The sequence below is a fragment of the Escherichia sp. UTM R2 genome (assembly GCF_048593455.1).
Taxonomy (GTDB): domain Bacteria; phylum Pseudomonadota; class Gammaproteobacteria; order Enterobacterales; family Enterobacteriaceae; genus Escherichia; species Escherichia coli.
This window is the reverse complement of record NZ_JBFWDY010000002.1, coordinates 4,381,766-4,403,240: the sequence shown is the minus strand read 5'-3', so window position 1 is coordinate 4,403,240 and position 21,475 is coordinate 4,381,766. Positions and strand designations below refer to the sequence as shown.

Here is a 21,475-nt window from a genome sequence, read left to right as displayed (position 1 = left end):
GCTCAATCGATCAAATCAATCAGAGGATGTGCACCTGCATTTCCGGGTCTTTGCGATCCAGATAGTGGATGGACTGAATGCGGCGAATGGTGCGTGACTTGCCGCGGATCAGCAGCGTTTCGGTAGTCGCGATATTGCCTTTGCGGCTAATGCCTTCCAGCAGATCGCCTTTGGTAATACCGGTGGCAGAGAAGATGACGTTATCGCTGCGCGCCATATCGCCCAGGCGCAATACTTTACCGGCTTCGATGCCCATCGCTTTGCAGCGTGCCAGCTCCTGCTCGCCAATGCGACGATTCTCTTCGTTGTCGCCTTTGACGTCATGACGCGCCAGCAGACGACCGTTCATGTCGCCATCTAATGCGCGGATCACCGCCGCAGAAACTACGCCTTCCGGCGCGCCACCAATACCGTACAGCACGTCAACTTCGCTGTCTGGCATACAGGTGAGAATTGAGGCCGCAACGTCGCCGTCCGGAATAGCAAATACGCGTACGCCGAGTTGCTGCATTTCAGCGATAACGGCATCGTGGCGTGGTTTAGCCAGAATCGTTACCGTCAGTTCGCTCAACGGTTTGCCGAGCGCCGCCGCTACATTGCGCAGGTTATCCGCCAGCGGCAGGTTCAGATCAATGGTGCCTTTGGCTCCCGGCCCGACAATCAGCTTCTCCATATACATATCCGGCGCATTGAGGAAGCAGCCTTTATCGCCTACTGCCAGCACCGCCAGCGCGTTAGCCTGGCCCATCGCCGTCATGCGCGTGCCTTCAATCGGATCAACAGCAATATCTACCGCGTCGCCGCGACCAGTACCGACTTTTTCACCAATGTAGAGCATCGGTGCTTCGTCGATTTCACCTTCACCAATGACGATGGTGCCGTCAATGTTGACCTGGTTGAGCATAATACGCATGGCGTTTACCGCCGCGCCGTCCGCGGTGTTTTTATCGCCGCGTCCTAACCATTTGTAGCCAGCCAGCGCCGCTGATTCGGTGACGCGGGAAAATTCGATGGCAAGTTCTCGTCTCATAGCAAACTCTAAGCAGTAAGGAATGGCGCGAAGTGTAGCACAGGGGAAGGGAGGGATTATTGATGTGTGCGGGGTTGCCCCGCACGTTTCGGGACTACCGGATGCGGCATAAACGCTTCATTCGGCATTTACATTATTCGTCGTGTTCTTCCCACGCCATCGCGCGTTTAACCGCTTTTTTCCAGCCTGCGTAACGGTAATTACGCTCAGTGGTTTCGATGCCTGGACGGAACTCGCGCTCAATCACCGCTTTCTCTTGCAGCTCGTCGAGGTTCTGCCAGAAGCCAACCGCCAGGCCTGCGAGATAGGCCGCACCCAATGCGGTGACTTCGCGCACTTCCGGGCGCTCAACGCGGGTGCCGAGAATATCGGACTGGAACTGCATCAGGAAATTGTTTGCTACTGCGCCACCATCCACGCGCAGGGCGTGCAGACGGATACCAGAGTCGGCCTGCATCGCTTCCAGCACGTCACGCGTCTGATAAGCAATAGACTCCAGCGTCGCGCGTATAATGTGGTTAGCGTTCACCCCACGAGTCAGACCGAAAATCGCCCCGCGCGCATACGGGTCCCAGTACGGCGCACCCAGCCCGGTAAATGCCGGAACCACATACACACCATTGGTGTTTTGCACTTTGGTGGCGAAATATTCGGAATCGTAGGCGTCGTTAATCAACTTCATTTCATCGCGCAGCCACTGAATGGATGCGCCTGCCATAAACACCGCACCTTCCAACGCATAGTTCACTTCGCCAGTCGGGCCGCAGGCGATGGTGGTCAGCAGGCCGTTTTCTGATTTCACCGCTTTCTCGCCAGTGTTCATCAGCATAAAGCAGCCAGTGCCATAGGTGTTCTTCGCCATCCCTTCTTTCACGCACAACTGACCAAACAGCGCGGCCTGCTGGTCACCGGCGATCCCGGAGATTGGAATACGCGTGCCGCCTTTGCCGCCAATGTTAGTCTGACCGTATACTTCGGAAGAACGACGCACTTCTGGCAGCATCTCGCGCGGAATATCCAGCACTTCCAGCATTTTGTCGTCCCAGTCCAGGGTATGGATGTTGAACAACATGGTACGAGAGGCGTTGGTGTAATCGGTCACATGGACACGGCCCTGAGTCATTTTCCAGATAAGCCACGTATCAACCGTACCAAACAGCAATTCACCACGACGTGCACGCTCGCGAGAGCCTTCCACATGGTCGAGGATCCACTTCACTTTGGTGCCAGAAAAGTACGGGTCAATCACCAGACCGGTATTGCTGCGGATATAATCTTCTAAACCGTCACGTTTTAAATGCTCGCAGATTTCTGCGGTACGACGGCACTGCCAGACAATGGCGTTATAGATAGGCTTGCCGGTTTCTTTTTCCCAGACAATAGTGGTTTCACGCTGGTTCGTAATACCGATAGCTGCAATTTGATCGGAACTGATATCGGCTTTCGCCAGCACTTCTACCAGCGTGGAGCTTTGGGTGGCCCAGATTTCCATTGGGTCGTGTTCTACCCAACCTGGTTTTGGGTAGATTTGCTCAAATTCGCGCTGCGACACGCTAATGATATTGGCATCGTGATCCATTACGACCGCGCGGGAGCTGGTGGTGCCCTGGTCGAGCGCAACGATATATTTTTTTTCAGTCATGTTTAATTGTCCCGTAGTCATATTACAGCGAAGCTTTTTGTTCTGAAGGAGTTGTGGTTTCCTTTTCTTCCACAACACAGATATCGCAAGGCAAATGGCGACCAATCAGTTTGCGGTAGGCAAATGCACCTACAATCGCGCCAACGATAGGGCCGAAAAGCGGCACCAGGAAGTAAGGAATGTCTCTGCCGCCGGTAAAGGCGACATTGCCCCAGCCCGCCAGCCAGGCAAAGACTTTCGGACCGAAGTCACGCGCTGGGTTCATGGCAAAACCTGTCAATGGGCCCATAGATGCGCCAATGACCGCAATCAGTAGACCAATCAGCAAGGGAGCCAAAGGGCCGCGTGGTACACCGTTGCCATCGTCCGTTAACGCCAGGATCAGCCCCATCAGAATAGCGGTAATCACCATCTCAACTGCGAAAGCCTGCACAAAATTGATATGAGGATTAGGGTAAGTAGAGAAAGTGCCAGCCAGATCAACACTTTCAACGCTGCCGCGAACAATGTGATGAGTCTGCTCGAAGTCGAAAAATAAATTGTAGTAAAGCCCGTAAACTAAAGCCGCAGCACAGAAAGCGCCGGCAACTTGTGAAACGATAAAAGGAATAACTTTGCGCTTGTCGAAACAGGCAAACAGCCACAATGCAATGGTAACAGCGGGATTAAGATGCGCGCCGGAAACCCCTGCGGTCAGGTAGATGGCCATTGCCACCCCCAGTCCCCAAATGACACTGATTTCCCACTGACCAAAAGACGCACCAGCGACTTTTAGTGCTGCAACGCAACCCACACCGAAGAAAATCAACAACCCGGTACCGAGGAATTCAGCAATGCACTGGCCTTTCAAGGTTGATGTTTGACTCATAATCGGATCCTGAAGAGTTAATGTTTGTTGTATGCGTGAAAGTCACGGACCTCCACGATGCTTGTAGGCATGCTGTAAACTTATCGTTAACGAGCAAAAACGAGAAATATCGAACTTAAAATGTGTGTGCCTCGTCATAAAATGAGCGTTATCGCGCCATTTATTCCATCTGATTGTACATGATGCATGTTTGTTAGATCATTCGCGCAACAAATTTATTAACATTTTCGATTGATGTGGATTATGTCACCAGGAGAAGGATGAAAAGTGTGGCAAACCGTAATCTGCAAGGCGTGCCGCTGGACAGCGATGGCGCGGCTTCATACAATCGGAGCTAACTAAAGTGCGCTCGTATTTATTAAGGCGTCACCGGTAATCGGGACGAGGATTTTTATCCATCAACGCCTTGCAATTCAGGAGAGGTATGACAATGTCATTAGAAGTGTTTGAGAAACTGGAAGCAAAAGTACAGCAGGCGATTGATACCATCACTCTGTTGCAGATGGAAATCGAAGAGCTGAAAGAAAAAAACAACTCACTGTCGCAGGAAGTTCAAAATGCCCAGCATCAGCGCGAAGAGCTGGAGCGTGAGAACAACCATCTGAAAGAACAGCAGAACGGCTGGCAGGAACGTCTGCAGGCCCTGCTGGGTCGCATGGAAGAGGTCTGATTACGCTTCATCTTCCGCGTAATTTCTTTACTGTGTAGGCCAACAGGTAACGCAGAAAAAAGGCACCTTGCGGTGCCTTTCTTATCATTCAATATCCAGCGGATCTTCTGAAAGAATAATCCCGGTATTGTCGGCATAAAGATGGTCGCCGGAGAAGAAGGTGACACCGCCAAAATTGACGCGGACATCGCTTTCGCCAATGCCTTCGCCAGCGGCACCAACCGGAATTGCCGCCATCGCCTGGATGCCGATATCCAACTCTTCCAGGTCATCTACCTGACGCACCGCGCCGTAAATGACCAGACCTTCCCATTCATTTTGTACTGCCAGACGCGCCAGTTCAGCATCGACCAGTGCGCGACGAACAGAACCACCGCCATCGACGACAAGAACACGACCACGGCCATTCTGTTCGAGCAGATCGTACAGCAACCCGTTGTCCTCGAAACATTTTACCGTGATTATTTGTCCGCCAAACGACGCCCGTCCGCCAAAGTTGGAGAACAGCGGTTCCACGACGTTAACATCTTCTTGATAGATGTCACAAAGCTCGGAAGTATCGTATTTCATAGGCTTAACATTCAGTTGCTGCGAGAATTTTCAGTATATCGCGCTATGTGGGCTGTTGGCAAAATCATCAATTGTTAATTGATATTTGTCAGTTATGCTGCCCACTGGCTTAGGAATATCCCTAAAACAAACAGCAGGTTAGTCAGTAACGCTCCCTTGACAGTACGTTCCAGCATTGGTCGCATCGCCACCGGGTCCATTTCCCGCATCACATAACGGGCTTGCTTCACCAGTAATGGTGCCGCCAGCAGGAACAGCCAGCCCCACAGGCTATGCAGCGAAAAGAGATTAAACAGCGCCAGACACACCAGCGAGCCCATCAGCAGGCAGGCATGATAACGACGCGCGTTCACTTCACCTAAGCGCACCACCAGCGTGTTTTTGCCATTTTCGCGGTCGCTATTGATATCACGCAGGTTATTAATATTCAGTACTGCCGTTGCCAGCAGGCCGCATGCGGTCGCCGGAAGGATCAGTGCCGGAATCAATGTATGAGCCTGTAAATACCAGCTCCCCATGACACTCAACCAGCCAAAGAAAACCAGTACGGAAATATCACCCAGACCGATATAACCATAAGGACGATTGCCCACGGTGTAGGTGATAGCGGCAATGATCGACAACCCGCCAAGAATCAGGAAACCGACAAAATCGGCCAGCGTATGGCATGCCACTGCAACCAGTGCCAGCCCGGAGAGACAGATGAGCACGACGGTAATAATGAGCGCCCGTTTCATCTCTTGCTGGGTAATGACCCCTTTTTGCATGCCGCGTAGCGGCCCAATGCGGTCAGGTTTATCGCTGCCTTTTACCGCATCGCCGTAATCATTGGCGAGGTTAGAAAGGATCTGTAATAGCCCGGCGGTAATTAGTGCCAGCAGGGCGACCAGCGGATCGAAGTGACCTTGCCACCATGCCAGCGCTGTCCCGACGATAATTGCAGCAAAGGCGAGGGGGAGGGTTTTAGGTCGTAAACTTTCCAGCCACGCCTGAGTTCGGCTAATTTGTTGTTCAGTCATAATACGCGCCAATAAAAATGGGGCCTTTCAGCCCCATCAAACAATGATGAAAATGATTGAACGCGATTATAGGATAAAACGGCTCAGATCTTCATCTGACACCAACGCATCCAGATGTTTGCTCACATAATCTGCGTCAATAGTGATATTTTGACCGCTTAAATCGCTGGCGTCGTAGGAAATCTCTTCCATTAAACGCTCCAGAACAGTGTGTAAACGACGAGCACCGATGTTTTCGGTAGATTCGTTCACCTGCCATGCCGCTTCCGCGATGCGTTTAATACCGGAGTCGGTAAACTCGATATTTACGCCTTCAGTCGCCATCAGTGCTTTGTACTGCACGGTGATAGAGGCATTCGGCTCGGTCAGAATACGCTCGAAGTCGCTGGTGGTCAGCGCCTGCAGTTCAACGCGGATTGGCAGACGACCTTGCAGTTCCGGGATCAGGTCAGACGGTTTCGCAATCTGGAACGCGCCAGAAGCGATAAACAGAATGTGGTCAGTTTTGACCATCCCGTGTTTGGTGGAAACGGTGCAACCTTCTACCAGCGGCAGCAGGTCACGCTGAACGCCTTCACGAGAAACATCCGGACCGGAAGACTCGCCGCGCTTACAGATTTTGTCGATTTCGTCGATAAACACGATCCCGTGCTGCTCAACAGCGTCGATAGCGTCTTGCTTCAGCTCTTCCGGGTTCACCAGTTTCGCCGCTTCTTCTTCAATCAGCAGCTTCATGGCGTCTTTGATTTTCAGCTTACGCGCTTTTTGCTTCTGGCCGCCCAGGTTCTGGAACATGGACTGCAGCTGGCTGGTCATCTCTTCCATGCCCGGAGGAGCCATAATTTCAACGCCCATCGGTGCTGCGGCAAGATCGATCTCGATTTCTTTGTCATCAAGCTGGCCTTCACGCAGTTTTTTGCGGAATGCCTGACGAGCAGCGGACGGTTCCTGCTGCTGTTCGGTCTGTCCCCAGTTGTTTTTAGCAGGTGGGATCAGCACGTCGAGAATACGTTCTTCTGCCAGTTCTTCAGCGCGATAACGGTTTTTCTCGATAGCCTGGACGCGTACCATTTTCACGGCGGCATCGGTCAGATCGCGAATAATAGAATCCACTTCCTTACCGACGTAGCCCACTTCGGTGAATTTGGTCGCTTCAACTTTGATGAACGGCGCATTCGCCAGCTTAGCCAGGCGACGGGCGATTTCAGTTTTACCGACACCGGTCGGGCCGATCATCAGGATATTTTTCGGGGTCACTTCATGGCGCAGCTCTTCGTTGAGCTGCATGCGACGCCAGCGGTTACGCAGAGCAATCGCCACAGAACGCTTGGCGTTGTCCTGGCCGATGATGTGCTTATCCAGTTCGCTGACGATTTCGCGTGGGGTCATTTCAGACATGGGAGATCCTTACGCTTTGTAGCTTAATTCTTCGATGGTGTGGAAATGGTTGGTATAGATGCAAATGTCGCCTGCAATATCCAACGCCTTTTCAGCAATTTCACGGGCGCTAAGTTCAGTGTTTTCTAACAGCGCGCGCGCCGCAGCCTGGGCGTAAGGGCCGCCGGAGCCGATAGCAATAAGATCGTTTTCTGGCTGCACCACGTCACCGTTACCGGTGATGATAAGCGATGCAGTTTCATCCGCGACTGCCAGCAGTGCTTCAAGTTTGCGCAGCATGCGATCGGTACGCCAGTCTTTTGCCAGCTCAACGGCGGCTTTGACCAGATGGCCCTGATGCATTTCCAGTTTACGTTCAAACAGTTCGAACAGCGTAAAAGCATCCGCAGTACCGCCCGCAAAGCCCGCGATGACTTTGTCGTTGTACAGACGGCGGACCTTTTTCACGTTGCCTTTCATTACGGTATTGCCCAACGTGGCCTGACCATCACCAGCGATGACCACATGGCCGTTACGGCGTACGCTTACTATAGTTGTCACGAGCTGACCCCTTGGTTACGAATACAGAGTACAAACCCCGTACAAAAGTACGGGGCATAATGCAATTATAGATGGGGGGGATTTTGAGGGTTTCAACCCCCGGCGGCGAGCCGAATGCAGTTTGTATGACCCGCCATCTTCAACCGATTGAGGGTGCTGTCTGCGTTCTCTTTGCCTTTCACCGGGCCAATGACCACACGATTCCAGCCATTGTTGGTGGTGATTTTCGAGTCAAAGCCTTCGAACGCCAGCTGAGCACGTACCGTCTCTGCCTGTTCCGCGCCTCTGAACGAACCGCACTGCACCATCCAGCGGCGTTCGTCTTTTTTCTCCGCCGTCGGTTTTGGCGCGTCAGCGGCACGAGCAACTGGCGCAGCTTGCTGCGGCTTCGACTGCGCAGTCGTGTGCGCAGGAGTTTGCAGCAGATCCTGGTACGGCTGCTGAGAAGAAGCCGGTTTAGACTGGCGCGGTTGCGCCTGTACCGGTGCGGCTTGCGACGTACGCGTCTGCTGCTGCCAGCTTTGTTCAGTCGTACGCGACTGCTGAGCCAGGCGTTGCTGTTCCGCTAATTGCTGCGCCTGACGTTGGCGCTGTAGCGTTTGCTGACGCTGTTCCGGCGTCTGTTCATTCCACGGAACTTCAACCAGCTGCGTTGGCTGCTGGCGCATATCAGCCTGCATTTGTTCAAGAAGCTGACGTTGTTCTGGTGTCAGTTGCTCCGGCGTTTTCACTTCACCACCGGCAGAAGGTTCTGTGGGCGCACGCACTCCCGGCTGACGACTTTCCAGCTCTTTAATGTAGCGCCAGCGTTCTTCTGGTTTTGGTGGTAGTCCGTTTCCGGTCACTTTCTGGCTTTGCAGCGTCTCGGACTCTTCTTTCTTGTGATGCGTAATGAAGTACAGACCACCGATAAAGGTCACAAGAACGGCGGCAGCAATAGCGACCATAGCGGGAGAAACCGCAGGCAGATTTCGTTGCTTTTTCCGTGAGGTGCTCTTTTTTCGCCGCGAAGGTGCCGGTTGGCTGCGGCGTACATAATCTCGTTGTGCCACTATCGTTTCGCTGTATTTATTCGTTCGTCAGCCCGCCATGTTACTTAAGCGGCGGGCCTTTGACCAGTCACGGCAGTCTTAAAGGTTTACTTTAAGGTAACGCGCGTGTTGATCCCCGGATGATAAGTTCGCAGTCCATTAAACGAGAGCCACTGCCAACGTGTTGCCCCTGCATTTGATCAAGCAATAACAGCATAGCTTCCCGACCGATTTCGTAACGCGGCTGCGCGATGGTTGTCAGCGGCGGATCACAAAATTGCGTCAGGTCGATGTTATCAAAACCGATTATGGAAAGGTCTTCCGGGACTTTCAGCCCCTGGCGTTTTGCCTGAGAAAGTGCGCCGAGCGCCATCACATCGCTATGGCAGAAGACAGCAGTAGGCGGTTGTGGAAGATCAAGCAGCTGCTGCATCGCTTTGCTTCCGGCTTCGAAGGTGAAGTCGCCACGGGCGATGTATTGCGGATCAACCATAATGCCGCAGCGACGCAGCGCCTGAACATAGCCTTGCAGGCGGTAGTGACACAGCGGCATCTCTTCGGGACCGGCTATACAGCCAATCCGTTTATGCCCTTGCTCATATAAATAATTTACTGCATCAAATGCGGCGGTCAGATTGTCGATATGAACTGTAGGCAGCTCCAGCTCCGGTGCAAATTCGTTCGCCATCACCATCGGCGGCAGATTACGCTGTTCCTCAATGCTGGCATCAAACGGCAGCCTTGAACCCAGCAACAACATGCCATCAATTTGCTTGGTGATGATCAAATCGATAAAGGTTTTTTCCTGCTGATTTTGATGCGCACAGTCGCCAATCAGCACCAGATATCCGTGATTTGCCGCCGTAACTTCGATACCGCGAATAATTTCGCTAAAGAAGGGATCGCAGATATCCGGGACAATCACCAGAATGGTGCGGGATTCATTACGCTTAACGTTGCGCCCCATAGGCTGCGGTAAATAACCCACTTCCCGGGCCGCTTTTTCAACCCGATTACGGGTGGCCTGGGAGACTTTATCGGGATTCATTAATGCTCGGGAGACGGTCGCTGTAGAGACTTTTGCCTTGAGGGCAACGTCTTTCATGGTCGCGGCAGTTTCCTGCTTCTTCGCTTTCACACTCACTCCTCGCCTGGCACGTCAGGCGTACTACATCCATGTTTACTTCACATCGGCAACATTTTTAGCAGATAGCGCGTGAAAACGGTTACAGAATTTTCATGAAAAGTGTGATGAATATTGAATTTTTCGATCCGCCTCGCATCGTGAGCGGTTTAACCCTCAATCGGATCAACATCCAGCACCCATTTCACCTTACGGGAATCCGGTATTGTATTGATGAGCGCCAGCGTACCGTTAATGATGTGTTGCAAGCGCACGCGGGAAGGGTGCTGCAACAATATCTGCCAGCGCCAGCGACCGCCACGTTTAGGTGCCAGAGCCGGAACCGGACCGAGAACCCACAGTTTCTCGTCTGCCAGTGGGCTGGAGAGGATCAGATTACGCAGTTGTTGCAGGAACAATGGCGCGTGCTGATTGTTATGATCTTCCGCACGCACAATCACATGGCTGGTCCACGGCGGTAGCTGCATCATTCGCCGCTCAGCCAGCGCCTGTTCGGCAAAGGCGTCGTAGCCTTTATAGAGCAACGTTTGCAACAGAGGATGTTCCGGATGGTGCGTTTGCAGCACCACTTCGCCCTGTTTACCCGCACGCCCGGCACGACCGGCGACCTGGGTGTAAAGCTGAGCGAAACGCTCTGCCGAGCGAAAATCGGCAGAAAACAGCGCGCCGTCCACGTCCAGTAATGCAACCAGCGTCACATCCGGGAAATGGTGACCTTTCGCCAGCATTTGTGTACCAATCAAAATCCGCGCGCCGCCGCGATGTACTTCTGCCAGTTGCTGTTCCAGCGCCCCTTTGCGGCTGGTGGTATCGCGGTCGATACGAGAAATGGGCACGCCGGGGAACAACGGCGCGAGCGTCTGTTCAAGCTGTTCGGTGCCCAGCCCCACGGGGACCAGGTGCGTGGAACCGCAGGAAGGGCACTGGCGCGGCACCGGACGCTGACTGTCACAGTGGTGGCAGCGCAGATGGTGCTGCGCCTGATGCAGCGTGTAGTAGTGATCGCAACGTGGGCATTCGGCAATCCAGCCACAGTCGTGGCACAGCAGTGCAGGCGCAAAGCCACGGCGGTTAAGAAAGAGAATGACCTGGTTATCAGCCTGTAAATGCTGGCGCATACGAGTGATTAACGCCGGAGCCAGACCTGCCTGCACCTTCTGACCTTTTAAATCCAGCACATGTTGAATTGCCGGACGCGCATTCCCTGCCCGACGGGTCAGGCGCAGCAGGCGGTATTTTTTCTGCTGGACGTTGCATAACGTTTCCAGCGCGGGCGTTGCGGAGCCAAGAATAATCGGGATTTGCTCGCTGTGCGCACGATACACCGCCAGGTCGCGGGCATGATAGCGCCAGCCTTCCTGCTGCTTGTAGGAGCTGTCGTGCTCTTCATCAATGACAATCACGCCGAGATTTTTAAACGGCGTAAACAGCGCGGAGCGGGTGCCGATCACAATCGCCGCCTCACCATTTTTCGCTTTCAGCCACGCCGAAAGACGCTCGCTGTCGTTCAGGCCGGAATGCAGAACTTCCACGGGGGCATTAAAACGTTCACGAAAACGGGCGATAGTTTGCGGTGTCAGGCCGATTTCCGGCACCATCACCAGCGCCTGTTTGCCCTGAGCGAGCACGTTTTCCAGTACGCTGAGATAAACCTCCGTTTTACCGGAACCGGTAACGCCCGCCAGCAGCCAGGCAGAAAAAGTATCTGCCGCGCTATGAATTGCGCCAACGGCGGTGGCCTGTTCGGTATTCAATCGCAACCGCTCACCAGAAACGGCATAGTTCGTTCGCCAGTCGCTAAACTCTGGTGTTTCACTTGCTAAATCACACAGACCTTTTTTGCGTAGCGCCTGCAACGCGGCATCATTAAATTCGAGCGTGGCGACCTGGTCGCGCCAGATTTTGCCTTGCCGTAACGCCGCCAGCGCCTGTTGTTGCTTGGGGGAGCGTTTCAGGCTGTTCAGATCCACCGCCTGGCCTTGTTCAGTGGCAAACCAGTACCACATCGGCGCGTTCGCCGCAGGCCGCCCCTGGCGTAGTAAAATCGGCAAGGCATGAAACAGCACATCGCCAATCGGATGATGATAGTAATCTGCCGCCCATAGCAGCAATCGCCAGACGGAGTGAGTAAACACCGGCTCACTATCCAGCACTTCGACTACCGCTTTTAGCTCATTGAGCGGCAGTTCGCTGGCATCGCTAACTGATACCACAATCCCGATGCGCTCCTGCTGTTTGCCAAACGGCACGCGCACGCGACACCCAGCTTTAACCGTCATGCCTTCTGGCAGCAGATAGTCAAAGGTACGAGGAAGCGGAACGGGCAAGGCAACGTGGGCAACGGGCATAGCATCATCCTGACTTGAAATTCGGTGGGTTAGTATACACATTGCCGTAGAAGAGTGCGGATCAGTTTGCATACGCTGGTTAATTTCTGTATGATTTCGCGCCTTCGTACGAAATGATCGTATTGAAGCTATACTTTTAACATCGCGTGGTGTCTGGCGTTAGGGCTGGAAGAGCGACGCGGCCTTAAACCGAGGTTTTCCCATGAAAAAAGATATTCACCCGAAATACGAAGAAATTACTGCTAGCTGCTCTTGCGGTAACGTAATGAAAATCCGCTCCACCGTTGGTCATGACCTGAACCTCGACGTGTGCAGCAAGTGCCACCCGTTCTTCACTGGCAAACAGCGTGATGTTGCTACCGGTGGCCGTGTTGACCGCTTCAACAAGCGTTTCAACATCCCGGGCAGCAAATAAGACCGGATTTCCGAAAAAAGCGCCGCACGGCGCTTTTTTTGTGCCTGAATTTTGGTCGTATTACCACGAAAACAGCGGCCATTCTTTGGCGACCGTGGTGAGTTGTGGCGCATCGAAAACGGCTTGTGGCGAGACCACCGTTTCCTCAAGCGGAATATTCTTGCCGTAACGTTCTTTGAGCTTTGCCTGAACTTGTGGGCTGCTCAGGTCGAACTCTTTCAACTTCTGCTGCTCGCCCACGCGCATTCCCAGCGCGTTCTGGTAAACCTTCCACACCACTTCCGAACAGTACTGGCGATCGTCGCTCCATGAGAAGCTGAAATCATACGGTTTACCGAGATAACGTTTTGCCGTTTGCGCCAGTTTTTGCTGTTGTTCAACACTCAGTCCGCCTTCAACGCGGCGAACAACGTATTTGCCCTTTTCACCATGGGCGATCCACTGCTTGAGCGGGGTGTATTTCACCGGGCCGACTGCTTCAAAAACGTAGGGCTTTTTGTTGCGTATCACCAGCATACCGGTGTGGCTATAATCGGTATGGGTCGCCAGTTGGATCGCTTTACTTTGCGATGAGCGAGAGATCTGAAAGATGATGTCGCCGGTTTGTGGCTGCCAGGCAAAGGCAGGTACAGAAACCAGCAGGCTGAGGATCAGCAGCCTGTTTTTCATAGTTAAACGTCCATGTATAAAAAGCGGTGGGTCGCAGACAACGTGCTCGTTGTTTATGCCGGATGCGGCGTGAACGCCTTATCCGGCCTACAAGTTCGTGCAAATTCAATAAATTGCAATATGACGTAGGCCTGATAAGCGTAGCGCATCAGGCGATTCCACTCCGCGCCGCTCTTTTTTGCTTTAGTATTCCCACGTCTCCGGGTTAATCCCCATCTCACGCATGATCTCTTTTGCCGCTTCCGGGATTTCGTCGCTGCGCTCTTTACGCAGATCGGCATCATCCGGCAAAGGTTGCCCGGTAAAGGCATGCAGAAACGCTTCGCACAGCAGCTCGCTGTTGGTAGCGTGACGCAGGTTGTTCACCTGACGACGCGTGCGTTCATCGGTGAGGATTTTTAACACCTTAAGAGGAATGGAAACCGTAATCTTTTTGACTTGTTCACTCTTCTTGCCGTGCTCAGCGTATGGGCTGATATATTCGCCGCTCCATTCAGCCATGAGATACTTAATCCTCTTCGTCAATAAATTGAGACCAGACCACACAGTTGATGTGGGTACTGACCGTAAACCCGCATAGTTTACCGTACAGGCGTTACCGTGACATCGTGTAATGCACCTGTCGGCGTGATAATGCATATAATTTTAACGGCTATTTGGGATTTGCTCAATCTATACGCAAAGAAGTTTAGATGTCCAGATGTATTGACGTCCATTAACACAATGTTTACTCTGGTGCCTGACATTTCACCGACAAAGCCCAGGGAACTTCATCACATGACGCGTAAACAGGCCACCATCGCAGTGCGTAGCGGGTTAAATGACGACGAACAGTATGGTTGCGTTGTCCCACCGATCCATCTTTCCAGCACCTATAACTTTACCGGATTTAATGAACCGCGCGCGCATGATTACTCGCGTCGCGGCAACCCAACGCGCGATGTGGTTCAGCGTGCGCTGGCAGAACTGGAAGGTGGTGCCGGTGCAGTGCTCACCAATACCGGCATGTCAGCCATCCATCTGGTAACCACCGTCTTTTTGAAACCTGGCGATTTGCTGGTTGCGCCGCACGACTGCTACGGCGGTAGCTATCGCCTGTTCGACAGCCTGGCGAAACGTGGTTGCTATCGCGTGTTGTTTGTTGATCAAGGCGATGAACAGGCATTACGGGCAGCGCTGGCAGAAAAACCCAAACTGGTACTGGTAGAAAGCCCAAGTAATCCATTGTTACGCGTCGTGGATATTGCGAAAATCTGCCATCTGGCAAGGGAAGTCGGGGCGGTGAGCGTGGTGGATAACACCTTCTTAAGCCCGGCATTACAAAATCCGCTGGCATTAGGTGCCGATCTGGTGTTGCATTCATGCACGAAATATCTGAACGGTCACTCAGACGTAGTGGCCGGCGTGGTGATTGCTAAAGACCCGGACGTTGTCACTGAACTGGCCTGGTGGGCAAACAATATTGGCGTGACGGGCGGCGCGTTTGACAGCTATCTGCTGCTACGTGGGTTGCGAACGCTGGTGCCGCGTATGGAGCTGGCGCAGCGTAACGCGCAGGCGATTGTGAAATATCTGCAAACCCAGCCGTTGGTGAAAAAACTGTATCACCCGTCGCTGCCGGAAAATCAGGGGCATGAAATTGCCGCGCGCCAGCAAAAAGGCTTTGGCGCAATGTTGAGTTTTGAACTGGATGGCGATGAGCAGACGCTGCGTCGTTTCCTGGGCGGGCTGTCGTTGTTTACGCTGGCGGAATCATTAGGGGGAGTGGAAAGTTTAATCTCTCACGCCGCAACCATGACACATGCAGGCATGGCACCAGAAGCGCGTGCTGCCGCCGGGATCTCCGAGACGCTGCTGCGTATCTCCACCGGTATTGAAGATGGCGAAGATTTAATTGCCGACCTGGAAAATGGCTTCCGGGCTGCAAACAAGGGGTAAAAATGAGTGTGATTGCGCAGGCAGGGGCGAAAGGTCGTCAGCTGCATAAATTTGGTGGCAGTAGTCTGGCTGATGTGAAGTGTTATTTGCGTGTCGCGGGCATTATGGCGGAGTACTCTCAGCCTGACGATATGATGGTGGTTTCCGCCGCCGGTAGCACCACTAACCAGTTGATTAACTGGTTGAAACTAAGCCAGACCGATCGTCTCTCTGCGCATCAGGTTCAACAAACGCTGCGTCGCTATCAGTGCGATCTGATTAGCGGTCTGCTACCCGCTGAAGAAGCCGATAGCCTCATTAGCGCTTTTGTCAGCGATCTGGAACGCCTGGCGGCGTTGCTCGACAGTGGTATTAACGATGCGGTGTATGCGGAAGTGGTGGGCCACGGTGAAGTGTGGTCGGCGCGCCTGATGTCTGCGGTACTTAATCAACAAGGGCTGCCAGCGGCCTGGCTTGATGCCCGCGAGTTTTTACGCGCTGAACGCGCCGCACAACCGCAGGTTGATGAAGGGCTTTCTTACCCGTTGCTGCAACAGCTGCTGGTGCAACATCCGGGCAAACGTCTGGTGGTGACCGGATTTATCAGCCGCAACAACGCCGGTGAAACGGTGCTGCTGGGGCGTAACGGTTCCGACTATTCCGCGACACAAATCGGTGCGCTGGCGGGTGTTTCTCGCGTAACCATCTGGAGCGACGTCGCCGGGGTATACAGTGCCGACCCGCGTAAAGTGAAAGATGCCTGCCTGCTGCCGTTGCTGCGTCTGGATGAGGCCAGCGAACTGGCGCGCCTGGCGGCTCCCGTTCTTCACGCCCGTACTTTACAGCCGGTTTCTGGCAGCGAAATCGACCTGCAACTGCGCTGTAGCTACACGCCGGATCAAGGTTCCACGCGCATTGAACGCGTGCTGGCCTCCGGTACTGGTGCGCGTATTGTCACCAGCCACGATGATGTCTGTTTGATTGAGTTTCAGGTGCCCGCCAGTCAGGATTTCAAACTGGCGCATAAAGAGATCGACCAAATCCTGAAACGCGCGCAGGTACGCCCGCTGGCGGTTGGCGTACATAACGATCGCCAGTTGCTGCAATTTTGCTACACCTCAGAAGTGGCCGACAGTGCGCTGAAAATCCTCGACGAAGCGGGATTACCTGGCGAACTGCGCCTGCGTCAGGGGCTGGCGCTGGTGGCGATGGTCGGTGCAGGCGTCACCCGTAACCCGCTGCATTGCCACCGCTTCTGGCAGCAACTGAAAGGCCAGCCGGTCGAATTTACCTGGCAGTCCGATGACGGCATCAGCCTGGTGGCAGTACTGCGCACCGGCCCGACCGAAAGCCTGATTCAGGGGCTGCATCAGTCCGTCTTCCGCGCAGAAAAACGCATCGGCCTGGTATTGTTCGGTAAGGGCAATATCGGTTCCCGTTGGCTGGAACTGTTCGCCCGTGAGCAGAGCACGCTTTCGGCACGTACCGGCTTTGAGTTTGTGCTGGCAGGTGTGGTGGACAGCCGCCGCAGCCTGTTGAGCTATGACGGGCTGGACGCCAGCCGCGCGTTAGCCTTCTTCAACGATGAAGCGGTTGAGCAGGATGAAGAGTCGTTGTTCCTGTGGATGCGCGCCCATCCGTATGATGATTTAGTGGTGCTGGACGTTACCGCCAGCCAGCAGCTTGCTGATCAGTATCTTGATTTCGCCAGCCACGGTTTCCACGTTATCAGCGCCAACAAACTGGCGGGAGCCAGCGACAGCAATAAATATCGCCAGATCCACGACGCCTTCGAAAAAACCGGGCGTCACTGGCTGTACAATGCCACCGTCGGTGCGGGCTTGCCGATCAACCACACCGTGCGCGATCTGATCGACAGCGGCGATACTATTTTGTCGATCAGCGGGATCTTCTCCGGCACGCTCTCCTGGCTGTTCCTGCAATTCGACGGTAGCGTGCCGTTTACCGAGCTGGTGGATCAGGCGTGGCAGCAGGGCTTAACCGAACCTGACCCGCGTGACGATCTCTCTGGCAAAGACGTGATGCGCAAGCTGGTGATTCTGGCGCGTGAAGCAGGTTACAACATCGAACCGGATCAGGTACGTGTGGAATCGCTGGTGCCTGCTCATTGCGAAGGCGGCAGCATCGACCATTTCTTTGAAAATGGCGATGAACTGAACGAGCAGATGGTGCAACGGCTGGAAGCGGCCCGCGAAATGGGGCTGGTGCTGCGCTACGTGGCGCGTTTCGATGCCAACGGTAAAGCGCGTGTAGGCGTGGAAGCGGTGCGTGAAGATCATCCGTTGGCATCACTGCTGCCGTGCGATAACGTCTTTGCCATCGAAAGCCGCTGGTATCGCGATAACCCTCTGGTGATCCGCGGACCTGGCGCTGGGCGCGACGTCACCGCCGGGGCGATTCAGTCGGATATCAACCGGCTGGCACAGTTGTTGTAATTTCAGAAATTTAATAATGCCCGGTACTCATGTTTTCGGGTTTATGGTTTCTAATGAAATATATTGAATTATCATAGGATTAGGCCGGATTAAGCGTTTACGACGAATCCGGCAAGAAGCAATAAGTACATGGTTAGTTTATATTTGCAGTCCGGTTTGCTTTGCATACCGGATTTTCTTTTTCTTACCATCCTGAAGTTTTTTCATCTTCCCTGATTTTTCCTCACCATCATTGGTCATTTTTCGGTTGACGCCCTTCGGCTTTTCCTTCATCTTTACATCTGGACGTCTAAACGGATAGATGTGCACAACACAACATATAACTACAAGCGATTGATGAGGTAAGGTATGAGCTTTTTTCACGCCAGCCAGCGGGATGCCCTGAATCAGAGCCTGGCAGAAGTCCAGGGGCAGATTAACGTTTCGTTCGAGTTTTTCCCGCCGCGTACCAGTGAAATGGAGCAGACCCTGTGGAACTCCATCGATCGCCTTAGCAGCCTGAAACCGAAGTTTGTATCGGTGACCTATGGCGCGAACTCCGGCGAGCGCGACCGTACGCACAGCATTATTAAAGGCATTAAAGATCGCACTGGTCTGGAAGCGGCACCGCATCTTACTTGCATTGATGCGACGCCCGACGAGCTGCGCACCATTGCACGCGACTACTGGAATAACGGTATTCGTCATATCGTGGCGCTGCGTGGCGATCTGCCGCCGGGAAGTGGTAAGCCAGAAATGTATGCTTCTGACCTGGTGACGCTATTAAAAGAAGTGGCAGATTTCGATATCTCCGTGGCGGCGTATCCGGAAGTTCACCCGGAAGCAAAAAGCGCTCAGGCGGATTTGCTTAATCTGAAACGCAAAGTGGATGCCGGAGCCAACCGCGCGATTACTCAGTTCTTCTTCGATGTCGAAAGCTACCTGCGTTTTCGTGACCGCTGTGTATCGGCGGGCATTGATGTGGAAATTATTCCGGGAATTTTGCCGGTATCTAACTTTAAACAGGCGAAGAAATTTGCCGATATGACCAACGTGCGTATTCCGGCGTGGATGGCGCAAATGTTCGACGGTCTGGATGATGATGCCGAAACCCGCAAACTGGTTGGCGCGAATATTGCCATGGATATGGTGAAGATTTTAAGCCGTGAAGGAGTGAAAGATTTCCACTTCTATACGCTTAACCGTGCTGAAATGAGTTACGCGATTTGCCATACGCTGGGGGTTCGACCTGGTTTATAAATAGTGTGGCTTTTGTGAAAATCACACAGTGATCACAAATTTTAAACAGAGCACAAAATGCTGCCTCGAAATGAGGGCGGGAAAATAAGGTTATCAGCCTTGTTTTCTCCCTCATTACTTGAAGGATATGAAGCTAAAACCCTTTTTTATAAAGCATTTGTCCGAATTCGGACATAATCAAAAAAGCTTAATTAAGATCAATTTGATCTACATCTCTTTAACCAACAATATGTAAGATCTCAACTATCGCATCCGTGGATTAATTCAATTATAACTTCTCTCTAACGCTGTGTATCGTAACGGTAACACTGTAGAGGGGAGCACATTGATGAGCACGTCAGACGATATCCATAACACCACAGCCACTGGCAAATGCCCGTTCCATCAGGGCGGTCACGACCAGAGTGCGGGGGCGGGCACAACCACTCGCGACTGGTGGCCAAATCAACTTCGTGTTGACCTGTTAAACCAACATTCTAATCGTTCTAACCCACTGGGTGAGGACTTTGACTACCGCAAAGAATTCAGCAAATTAGATTACTACGGCCTGAAAAAAGATCTGAAAGCCCTGTTGACAGAATCTCAACCGTGGTGGCCAGCCGACTGGGGCAGTTACGCCGGTCTGTTTATTCGTATGGCCTGGCACGGCGCGGGGACTTACCGTTCAATCGATGGACGCGGTGGCGCGGGTCGTGGTCAGCAACGTTTTGCACCGCTGAACTCCTGGCCGGATAACGTAAGCCTCGATAAAGCGCGTCGCCTGTTGTGGCCAATCAAACAGAAATATGGTCAGAAAATCTCCTGGGCCGACCTGTTTATCCTCGCGGGTAACGTGGCGCTAGAAAACTCCGGCTTCCGTACCTTCGGTTTTGGTGCCGGTCGTGAAGACGTCTGGGAACCGGATCTGGATGTTAACTGGGGTGATGAAAAAGCCTGGCTGACTCACCGTCATCCGGAAGCGCTGGCGAAAGCACCGCTGGGTGCAACCGAGATGGGTCTGATTTACGTTAACCCGGAAGGCCCGGATCACAGCGGCGAACCGCTTTCTGCGGCAGCAGCTATCCGCGCGACCTTCGGCAACATGGGCATGAACGACGAAGAAACCGTGGCGCTGATTGCGGGTGGTCATACGCTGGGTAAAACCCACGGTGCCGGTCCGACATCAAATGTAGGTCCTGATCCAGAAGCTGCACCGATTGAAGAACAAGGTTTAGGTTGGGCGAGCACTTACGGCAGCGGCGTTGGCGCAGATGCCATTACCTCTGGTCTGGAAGTAGTCTGGACCCAGACGCCGACCCAGTGGAGCAACTATTTCTTCGAGAACCTGTTCAAGTATGAGTGGGTACAGACCCGCAGCCCGGCTGGCGCAATCCAGTTCGAAGCGGTAGACGCACCGGAAATTATCCCGGATCCGTTTGATCCGTCGAAGAAACGTAAACCGACAATGCTGGTGACCGACCTGACGCTGCGTTTTGATCCTGAGTTCGAGAAGATCTCTCGTCGTTTCCTCAACGATCCGCAGGCGTTCAACGAAGCCTTTGCCCGTGCCTGGTTCAAACTGACGCACAGGGATATGGGGCCGAAATCTCGCTACATCGGGCCGGAAGTGCCGAAAGAAGATCTGATCTGGCAAGATCCGCTGCCGCAGCCGATCTACAACCCGACCGAGCAGGACATTATCGATCTGAAATTCGCGATTGCGGATTCTGGTCTGTCTGTTAGTGAGCTGGTATCGGTGGCCTGGGCATCTGCTTCTACCTTCCGTGGTGGCGACAAACGCGGTGGTGCCAACGGTGCGCGTCTGGCATTAATGCCGCAGCGCGACTGGGATGTGAACGCCGCAGCCGTTCGTGCTCTGCCTGTTCTGGAGAAAATCCAGAAAGAGTCTGGTAAAGCCTCGCTGGCGGATATCATCGTGCTGGCTGGTGTGGTTGGTGTTGAGAAAGCCGCAAGCGCCGCAGGTTTGAGCATTCATGTACCGTTTGCGCCGGGTCGCGTTGATGCGCGTCAGGATCAGACTGACATTGAGATGTTTGAGCTGCTGGAGCCAATTGCTGACGGTTTCCGTAACTATCGCGCTCGTCTGGACGTTTCCACCACCGAGTCACTGCTGATCGACAAAGCACAGCAACTGACGCTGACCGCGCCGGAAATGACTGCGCTGGTGGGCGGCATGCGTGTACTGGGTGCCAACTTCGATGGCAGCAAAAACGGCGTCTTCACTGACCGCGTTGGCGTATTGAGCAATGACTTCTTCGTGAACTTGCTGGATATGCGTTACGAGTGGAAAGCGACCGACGAATCGAAAGAGCTGTTCGAAGGCCGTGACCGTGAAACCGGCGAAGTGAAATTTACGGCCAGCCGTGCGGATCTAGTGTTTGGTTCTAACTCCGTCCTGCGTGCGGTGGCGGAAGTTTACGCCAGTAGCGATGCCCACGAGAAGTTTGTTAAAGACTTCGTGGCGGCATGGGTGAAAGTGATGAACCTCGACCGTTTCGACCTGCTGTAATCTGACCCCG

At 53.4% G+C, this 21,475-nt stretch carries 19 protein-coding genes; 6 read left to right on the top strand and 13 right to left on the bottom strand.

The annotated features are described in order from the left end of the window. Positions 1–19 precede the first annotated feature (19 nt). The 3 genes from glpX to glpF form a co-directional block, all read right to left on the bottom strand. Positions 20–1,030: a class II fructose-bisphosphatase gene (gene glpX / locus AB4H76_RS22015; protein ID WP_001250644.1), complete on the bottom strand. Its 1,011-nt coding sequence runs from the start codon at positions 1,028–1,030 to the stop codon at positions 20–22. A 133-nt stretch (positions 1,031–1,163) separates the two neighbouring features. Further along, positions 1,164–2,672 carry a glycerol kinase GlpK gene (glpK, locus tag AB4H76_RS22010; protein ID WP_000136788.1) on the bottom strand — a complete coding sequence of 503 codons (1,509 nt, stop codon included), beginning with the start codon at positions 2,670–2,672 and terminating at the stop codon, positions 1,164–1,166. A gap of 22 nt (positions 2,673–2,694) precedes the next feature. Next, positions 2,695–3,540: a glycerol uptake facilitator protein GlpF gene (gene glpF, locus AB4H76_RS22005; protein ID WP_000084268.1), complete on the bottom strand. Its 846-nt coding sequence runs from the start codon at positions 3,538–3,540 to the stop codon at positions 2,695–2,697. A gap of 424 nt (positions 3,541–3,964) precedes the next feature. Between glpF and zapB the strand changes: the two genes are divergently transcribed. Further along, positions 3,965–4,210, top strand: coding sequence for a septal ring assembly protein ZapB (zapB, locus tag AB4H76_RS22000; RefSeq protein WP_001296623.1), 246 nt, complete (start codon positions 3,965–3,967; stop codon positions 4,208–4,210). Positions 4,211–4,294: 84 nt separating this feature from the next. On the opposite strand, the gene rraA is transcribed toward zapB, so the two are convergent. The 7 genes from rraA to priA form a co-directional block, all read right to left on the bottom strand. Next, positions 4,295–4,780, bottom strand: a complete 486-nt coding sequence (gene rraA / locus AB4H76_RS21995) for a ribonuclease E activity regulator RraA (RefSeq protein ID WP_000872908.1) — start codon at positions 4,778–4,780, stop codon at positions 4,295–4,297. Positions 4,781–4,872: 92 nt separating this feature from the next. After that, on the bottom strand, positions 4,873–5,799 hold the full coding sequence (gene menA / locus AB4H76_RS21990) for a 1,4-dihydroxy-2-naphthoate polyprenyltransferase (protein ID WP_000139496.1): 927 nt from the start codon (positions 5,797–5,799) through the stop codon (positions 4,873–4,875). A 66-nt stretch (positions 5,800–5,865) separates the two neighbouring features. Beyond that, positions 5,866–7,197 (bottom strand): HslU--HslV peptidase ATPase subunit, encoded by a 1,332-nt coding sequence (gene hslU, locus AB4H76_RS21985; protein WP_085452754.1) that lies wholly within the window; start codon positions 7,195–7,197, stop codon positions 5,866–5,868. A 9-nt stretch (positions 7,198–7,206) separates the two neighbouring features. Beyond that, positions 7,207–7,737, bottom strand: a complete 531-nt coding sequence (gene hslV, locus AB4H76_RS21980) for an ATP-dependent protease subunit HslV (protein ID WP_000208242.1) — start codon at positions 7,735–7,737, stop codon at positions 7,207–7,209. Between the two features lie 92 nt (positions 7,738–7,829). Then, complete coding sequence (ftsN, locus tag AB4H76_RS21975; RefSeq protein ID WP_000068828.1) at positions 7,830–8,789, bottom strand: cell division protein FtsN; 960 nt, start codon at positions 8,787–8,789, stop codon at positions 7,830–7,832. A gap of 91 nt (positions 8,790–8,880) precedes the next feature. Then, on the bottom strand, positions 8,881–9,906 hold the full coding sequence (gene cytR, locus AB4H76_RS21970) for a DNA-binding transcriptional regulator CytR (protein ID WP_000644904.1): 1,026 nt from the start codon (positions 9,904–9,906) through the stop codon (positions 8,881–8,883). Positions 9,907–10,061: 155 nt separating this feature from the next. Continuing rightward, positions 10,062–12,260, bottom strand: a complete 2,199-nt coding sequence (priA, locus tag AB4H76_RS21965; protein WP_001301269.1) for a primosomal protein N' — start codon at positions 12,258–12,260, stop codon at positions 10,062–10,064. 202 nt (positions 12,261–12,462) lie between these two features. Here priA and rpmE point away from each other — a divergent pair, with 202 nt between their 5' ends. Continuing rightward, positions 12,463–12,675 (top strand): 50S ribosomal protein L31, encoded by a 213-nt coding sequence (rpmE, locus tag AB4H76_RS21960; protein WP_000710769.1) that lies wholly within the window; start codon positions 12,463–12,465, stop codon positions 12,673–12,675. 60 nt (positions 12,676–12,735) lie between these two features. Here rpmE and AB4H76_RS21955 read toward each other — a convergent pair whose 3' ends face one another. Further along, positions 12,736–13,344, bottom strand: a complete 609-nt coding sequence (locus AB4H76_RS21955) for a YiiX family permuted papain-like enzyme (RefSeq protein ID WP_000797353.1) — start codon at positions 13,342–13,344, stop codon at positions 12,736–12,738. A gap of 183 nt (positions 13,345–13,527) precedes the next feature. After that, on the bottom strand, positions 13,528–13,845 hold the full coding sequence (metJ, locus tag AB4H76_RS21950; RefSeq protein ID WP_000852812.1) for a met regulon transcriptional regulator MetJ: 318 nt from the start codon (positions 13,843–13,845) through the stop codon (positions 13,528–13,530). A 276-nt stretch (positions 13,846–14,121) separates the two neighbouring features. Between metJ and metB the strand changes: the two genes are divergently transcribed. Together metB and metL are read left to right on the top strand one after the other, a co-directional pair. Beyond that, a complete protein-coding gene (gene metB / locus AB4H76_RS21945; protein WP_001295694.1) occupies positions 14,122–15,282 on the top strand; it encodes a cystathionine gamma-synthase in 1,161 nt (386 codons plus the stop codon). A 2-nt stretch (positions 15,283–15,284) separates the two neighbouring features. After that, entirely contained in the window at positions 15,285–17,717 is a 2,433-nt protein-coding gene (gene metL / locus AB4H76_RS21940) for a bifunctional aspartate kinase/homoserine dehydrogenase II (RefSeq protein WP_000110772.1), read from the top strand. A 138-nt stretch (positions 17,718–17,855) separates the two neighbouring features. On the opposite strand, the gene AB4H76_RS21935 is transcribed toward metL, so the two are convergent. Then, positions 17,856–17,990: a hypothetical protein gene (locus tag AB4H76_RS21935; protein WP_000660586.1), complete on the bottom strand. Its 135-nt coding sequence runs from the start codon at positions 17,988–17,990 to the stop codon at positions 17,856–17,858. 75 nt (positions 17,991–18,065) lie between these two features. On the opposite strand from AB4H76_RS21935, the gene metF reads away from it, so the two are divergent. After that, positions 18,066–18,956, top strand: a complete 891-nt coding sequence (gene metF / locus AB4H76_RS21930) for a methylenetetrahydrofolate reductase (RefSeq protein ID WP_000007523.1) — start codon at positions 18,066–18,068, stop codon at positions 18,954–18,956. A gap of 328 nt (positions 18,957–19,284) precedes the next feature. Further along, entirely contained in the window at positions 19,285–21,465 is a 2,181-nt protein-coding gene (gene katG, locus AB4H76_RS21925) for a catalase/peroxidase HPI (RefSeq protein WP_001295695.1), read from the top strand. Positions 21,466–21,475 lie beyond the last annotated feature (10 nt).

What these genes read in the sequence shown, in the direction of transcription:
- hslU (WP_085452754.1), bottom strand. Translation starts at nt 7,197, where the DNA reads ATGTCTGAAATGACCCCACGCGAAATCGTCAGCGAACTGGATAAGCAC.
- menA (WP_000139496.1), bottom strand. Translation starts at nt 5,799, where the DNA reads ATGACTGAACAACAAATTAGCCGAACTCAGGCGTGGCTGGAAAGTTTA.
- AB4H76_RS21935 (WP_000660586.1), bottom strand. Translation starts at nt 17,990, where the DNA reads ATGAAGGAAAAGCCGAAGGGCGTCAACCGAAAAATGACCAATGATGGT.
- glpX (WP_001250644.1), bottom strand. Translation starts at nt 1,030, where the DNA reads ATGAGACGAGAACTTGCCATCGAATTTTCCCGCGTCACCGAATCAGCG.
- AB4H76_RS21955 (WP_000797353.1), bottom strand. Translation starts at nt 13,344, where the DNA reads ATGAAAAACAGGCTGCTGATCCTCAGCCTGCTGGTTTCTGTACCTGCC.
- rpmE (WP_000710769.1), top strand. Translation starts at nt 12,463, where the DNA reads ATGAAAAAAGATATTCACCCGAAATACGAAGAAATTACTGCTAGCTGC.
- metJ (WP_000852812.1), bottom strand. Translation starts at nt 13,845, where the DNA reads ATGGCTGAATGGAGCGGCGAATATATCAGCCCATACGCTGAGCACGGC.
- metL (WP_000110772.1), top strand. Translation starts at nt 15,285, where the DNA reads ATGAGTGTGATTGCGCAGGCAGGGGCGAAAGGTCGTCAGCTGCATAAA.
- katG (WP_001295695.1), top strand. Translation starts at nt 19,285, where the DNA reads ATGAGCACGTCAGACGATATCCATAACACCACAGCCACTGGCAAATGC.
- glpF (WP_000084268.1), bottom strand. Translation starts at nt 3,540, where the DNA reads ATGAGTCAAACATCAACCTTGAAAGGCCAGTGCATTGCTGAATTCCTC.
- metB (WP_001295694.1), top strand. Translation starts at nt 14,122, where the DNA reads ATGACGCGTAAACAGGCCACCATCGCAGTGCGTAGCGGGTTAAATGAC.
- glpK (WP_000136788.1), bottom strand. Translation starts at nt 2,672, where the DNA reads ATGACTGAAAAAAAATATATCGTTGCGCTCGACCAGGGCACCACCAGC.
- metF (WP_000007523.1), top strand. Translation starts at nt 18,066, where the DNA reads ATGAGCTTTTTTCACGCCAGCCAGCGGGATGCCCTGAATCAGAGCCTG.
- priA (WP_001301269.1), bottom strand. Translation starts at nt 12,260, where the DNA reads ATGCCCGTTGCCCACGTTGCCTTGCCCGTTCCGCTTCCTCGTACCTTT.
- rraA (WP_000872908.1), bottom strand. Translation starts at nt 4,780, where the DNA reads ATGAAATACGATACTTCCGAGCTTTGTGACATCTATCAAGAAGATGTT.
- zapB (WP_001296623.1), top strand. Translation starts at nt 3,965, where the DNA reads ATGACAATGTCATTAGAAGTGTTTGAGAAACTGGAAGCAAAAGTACAG.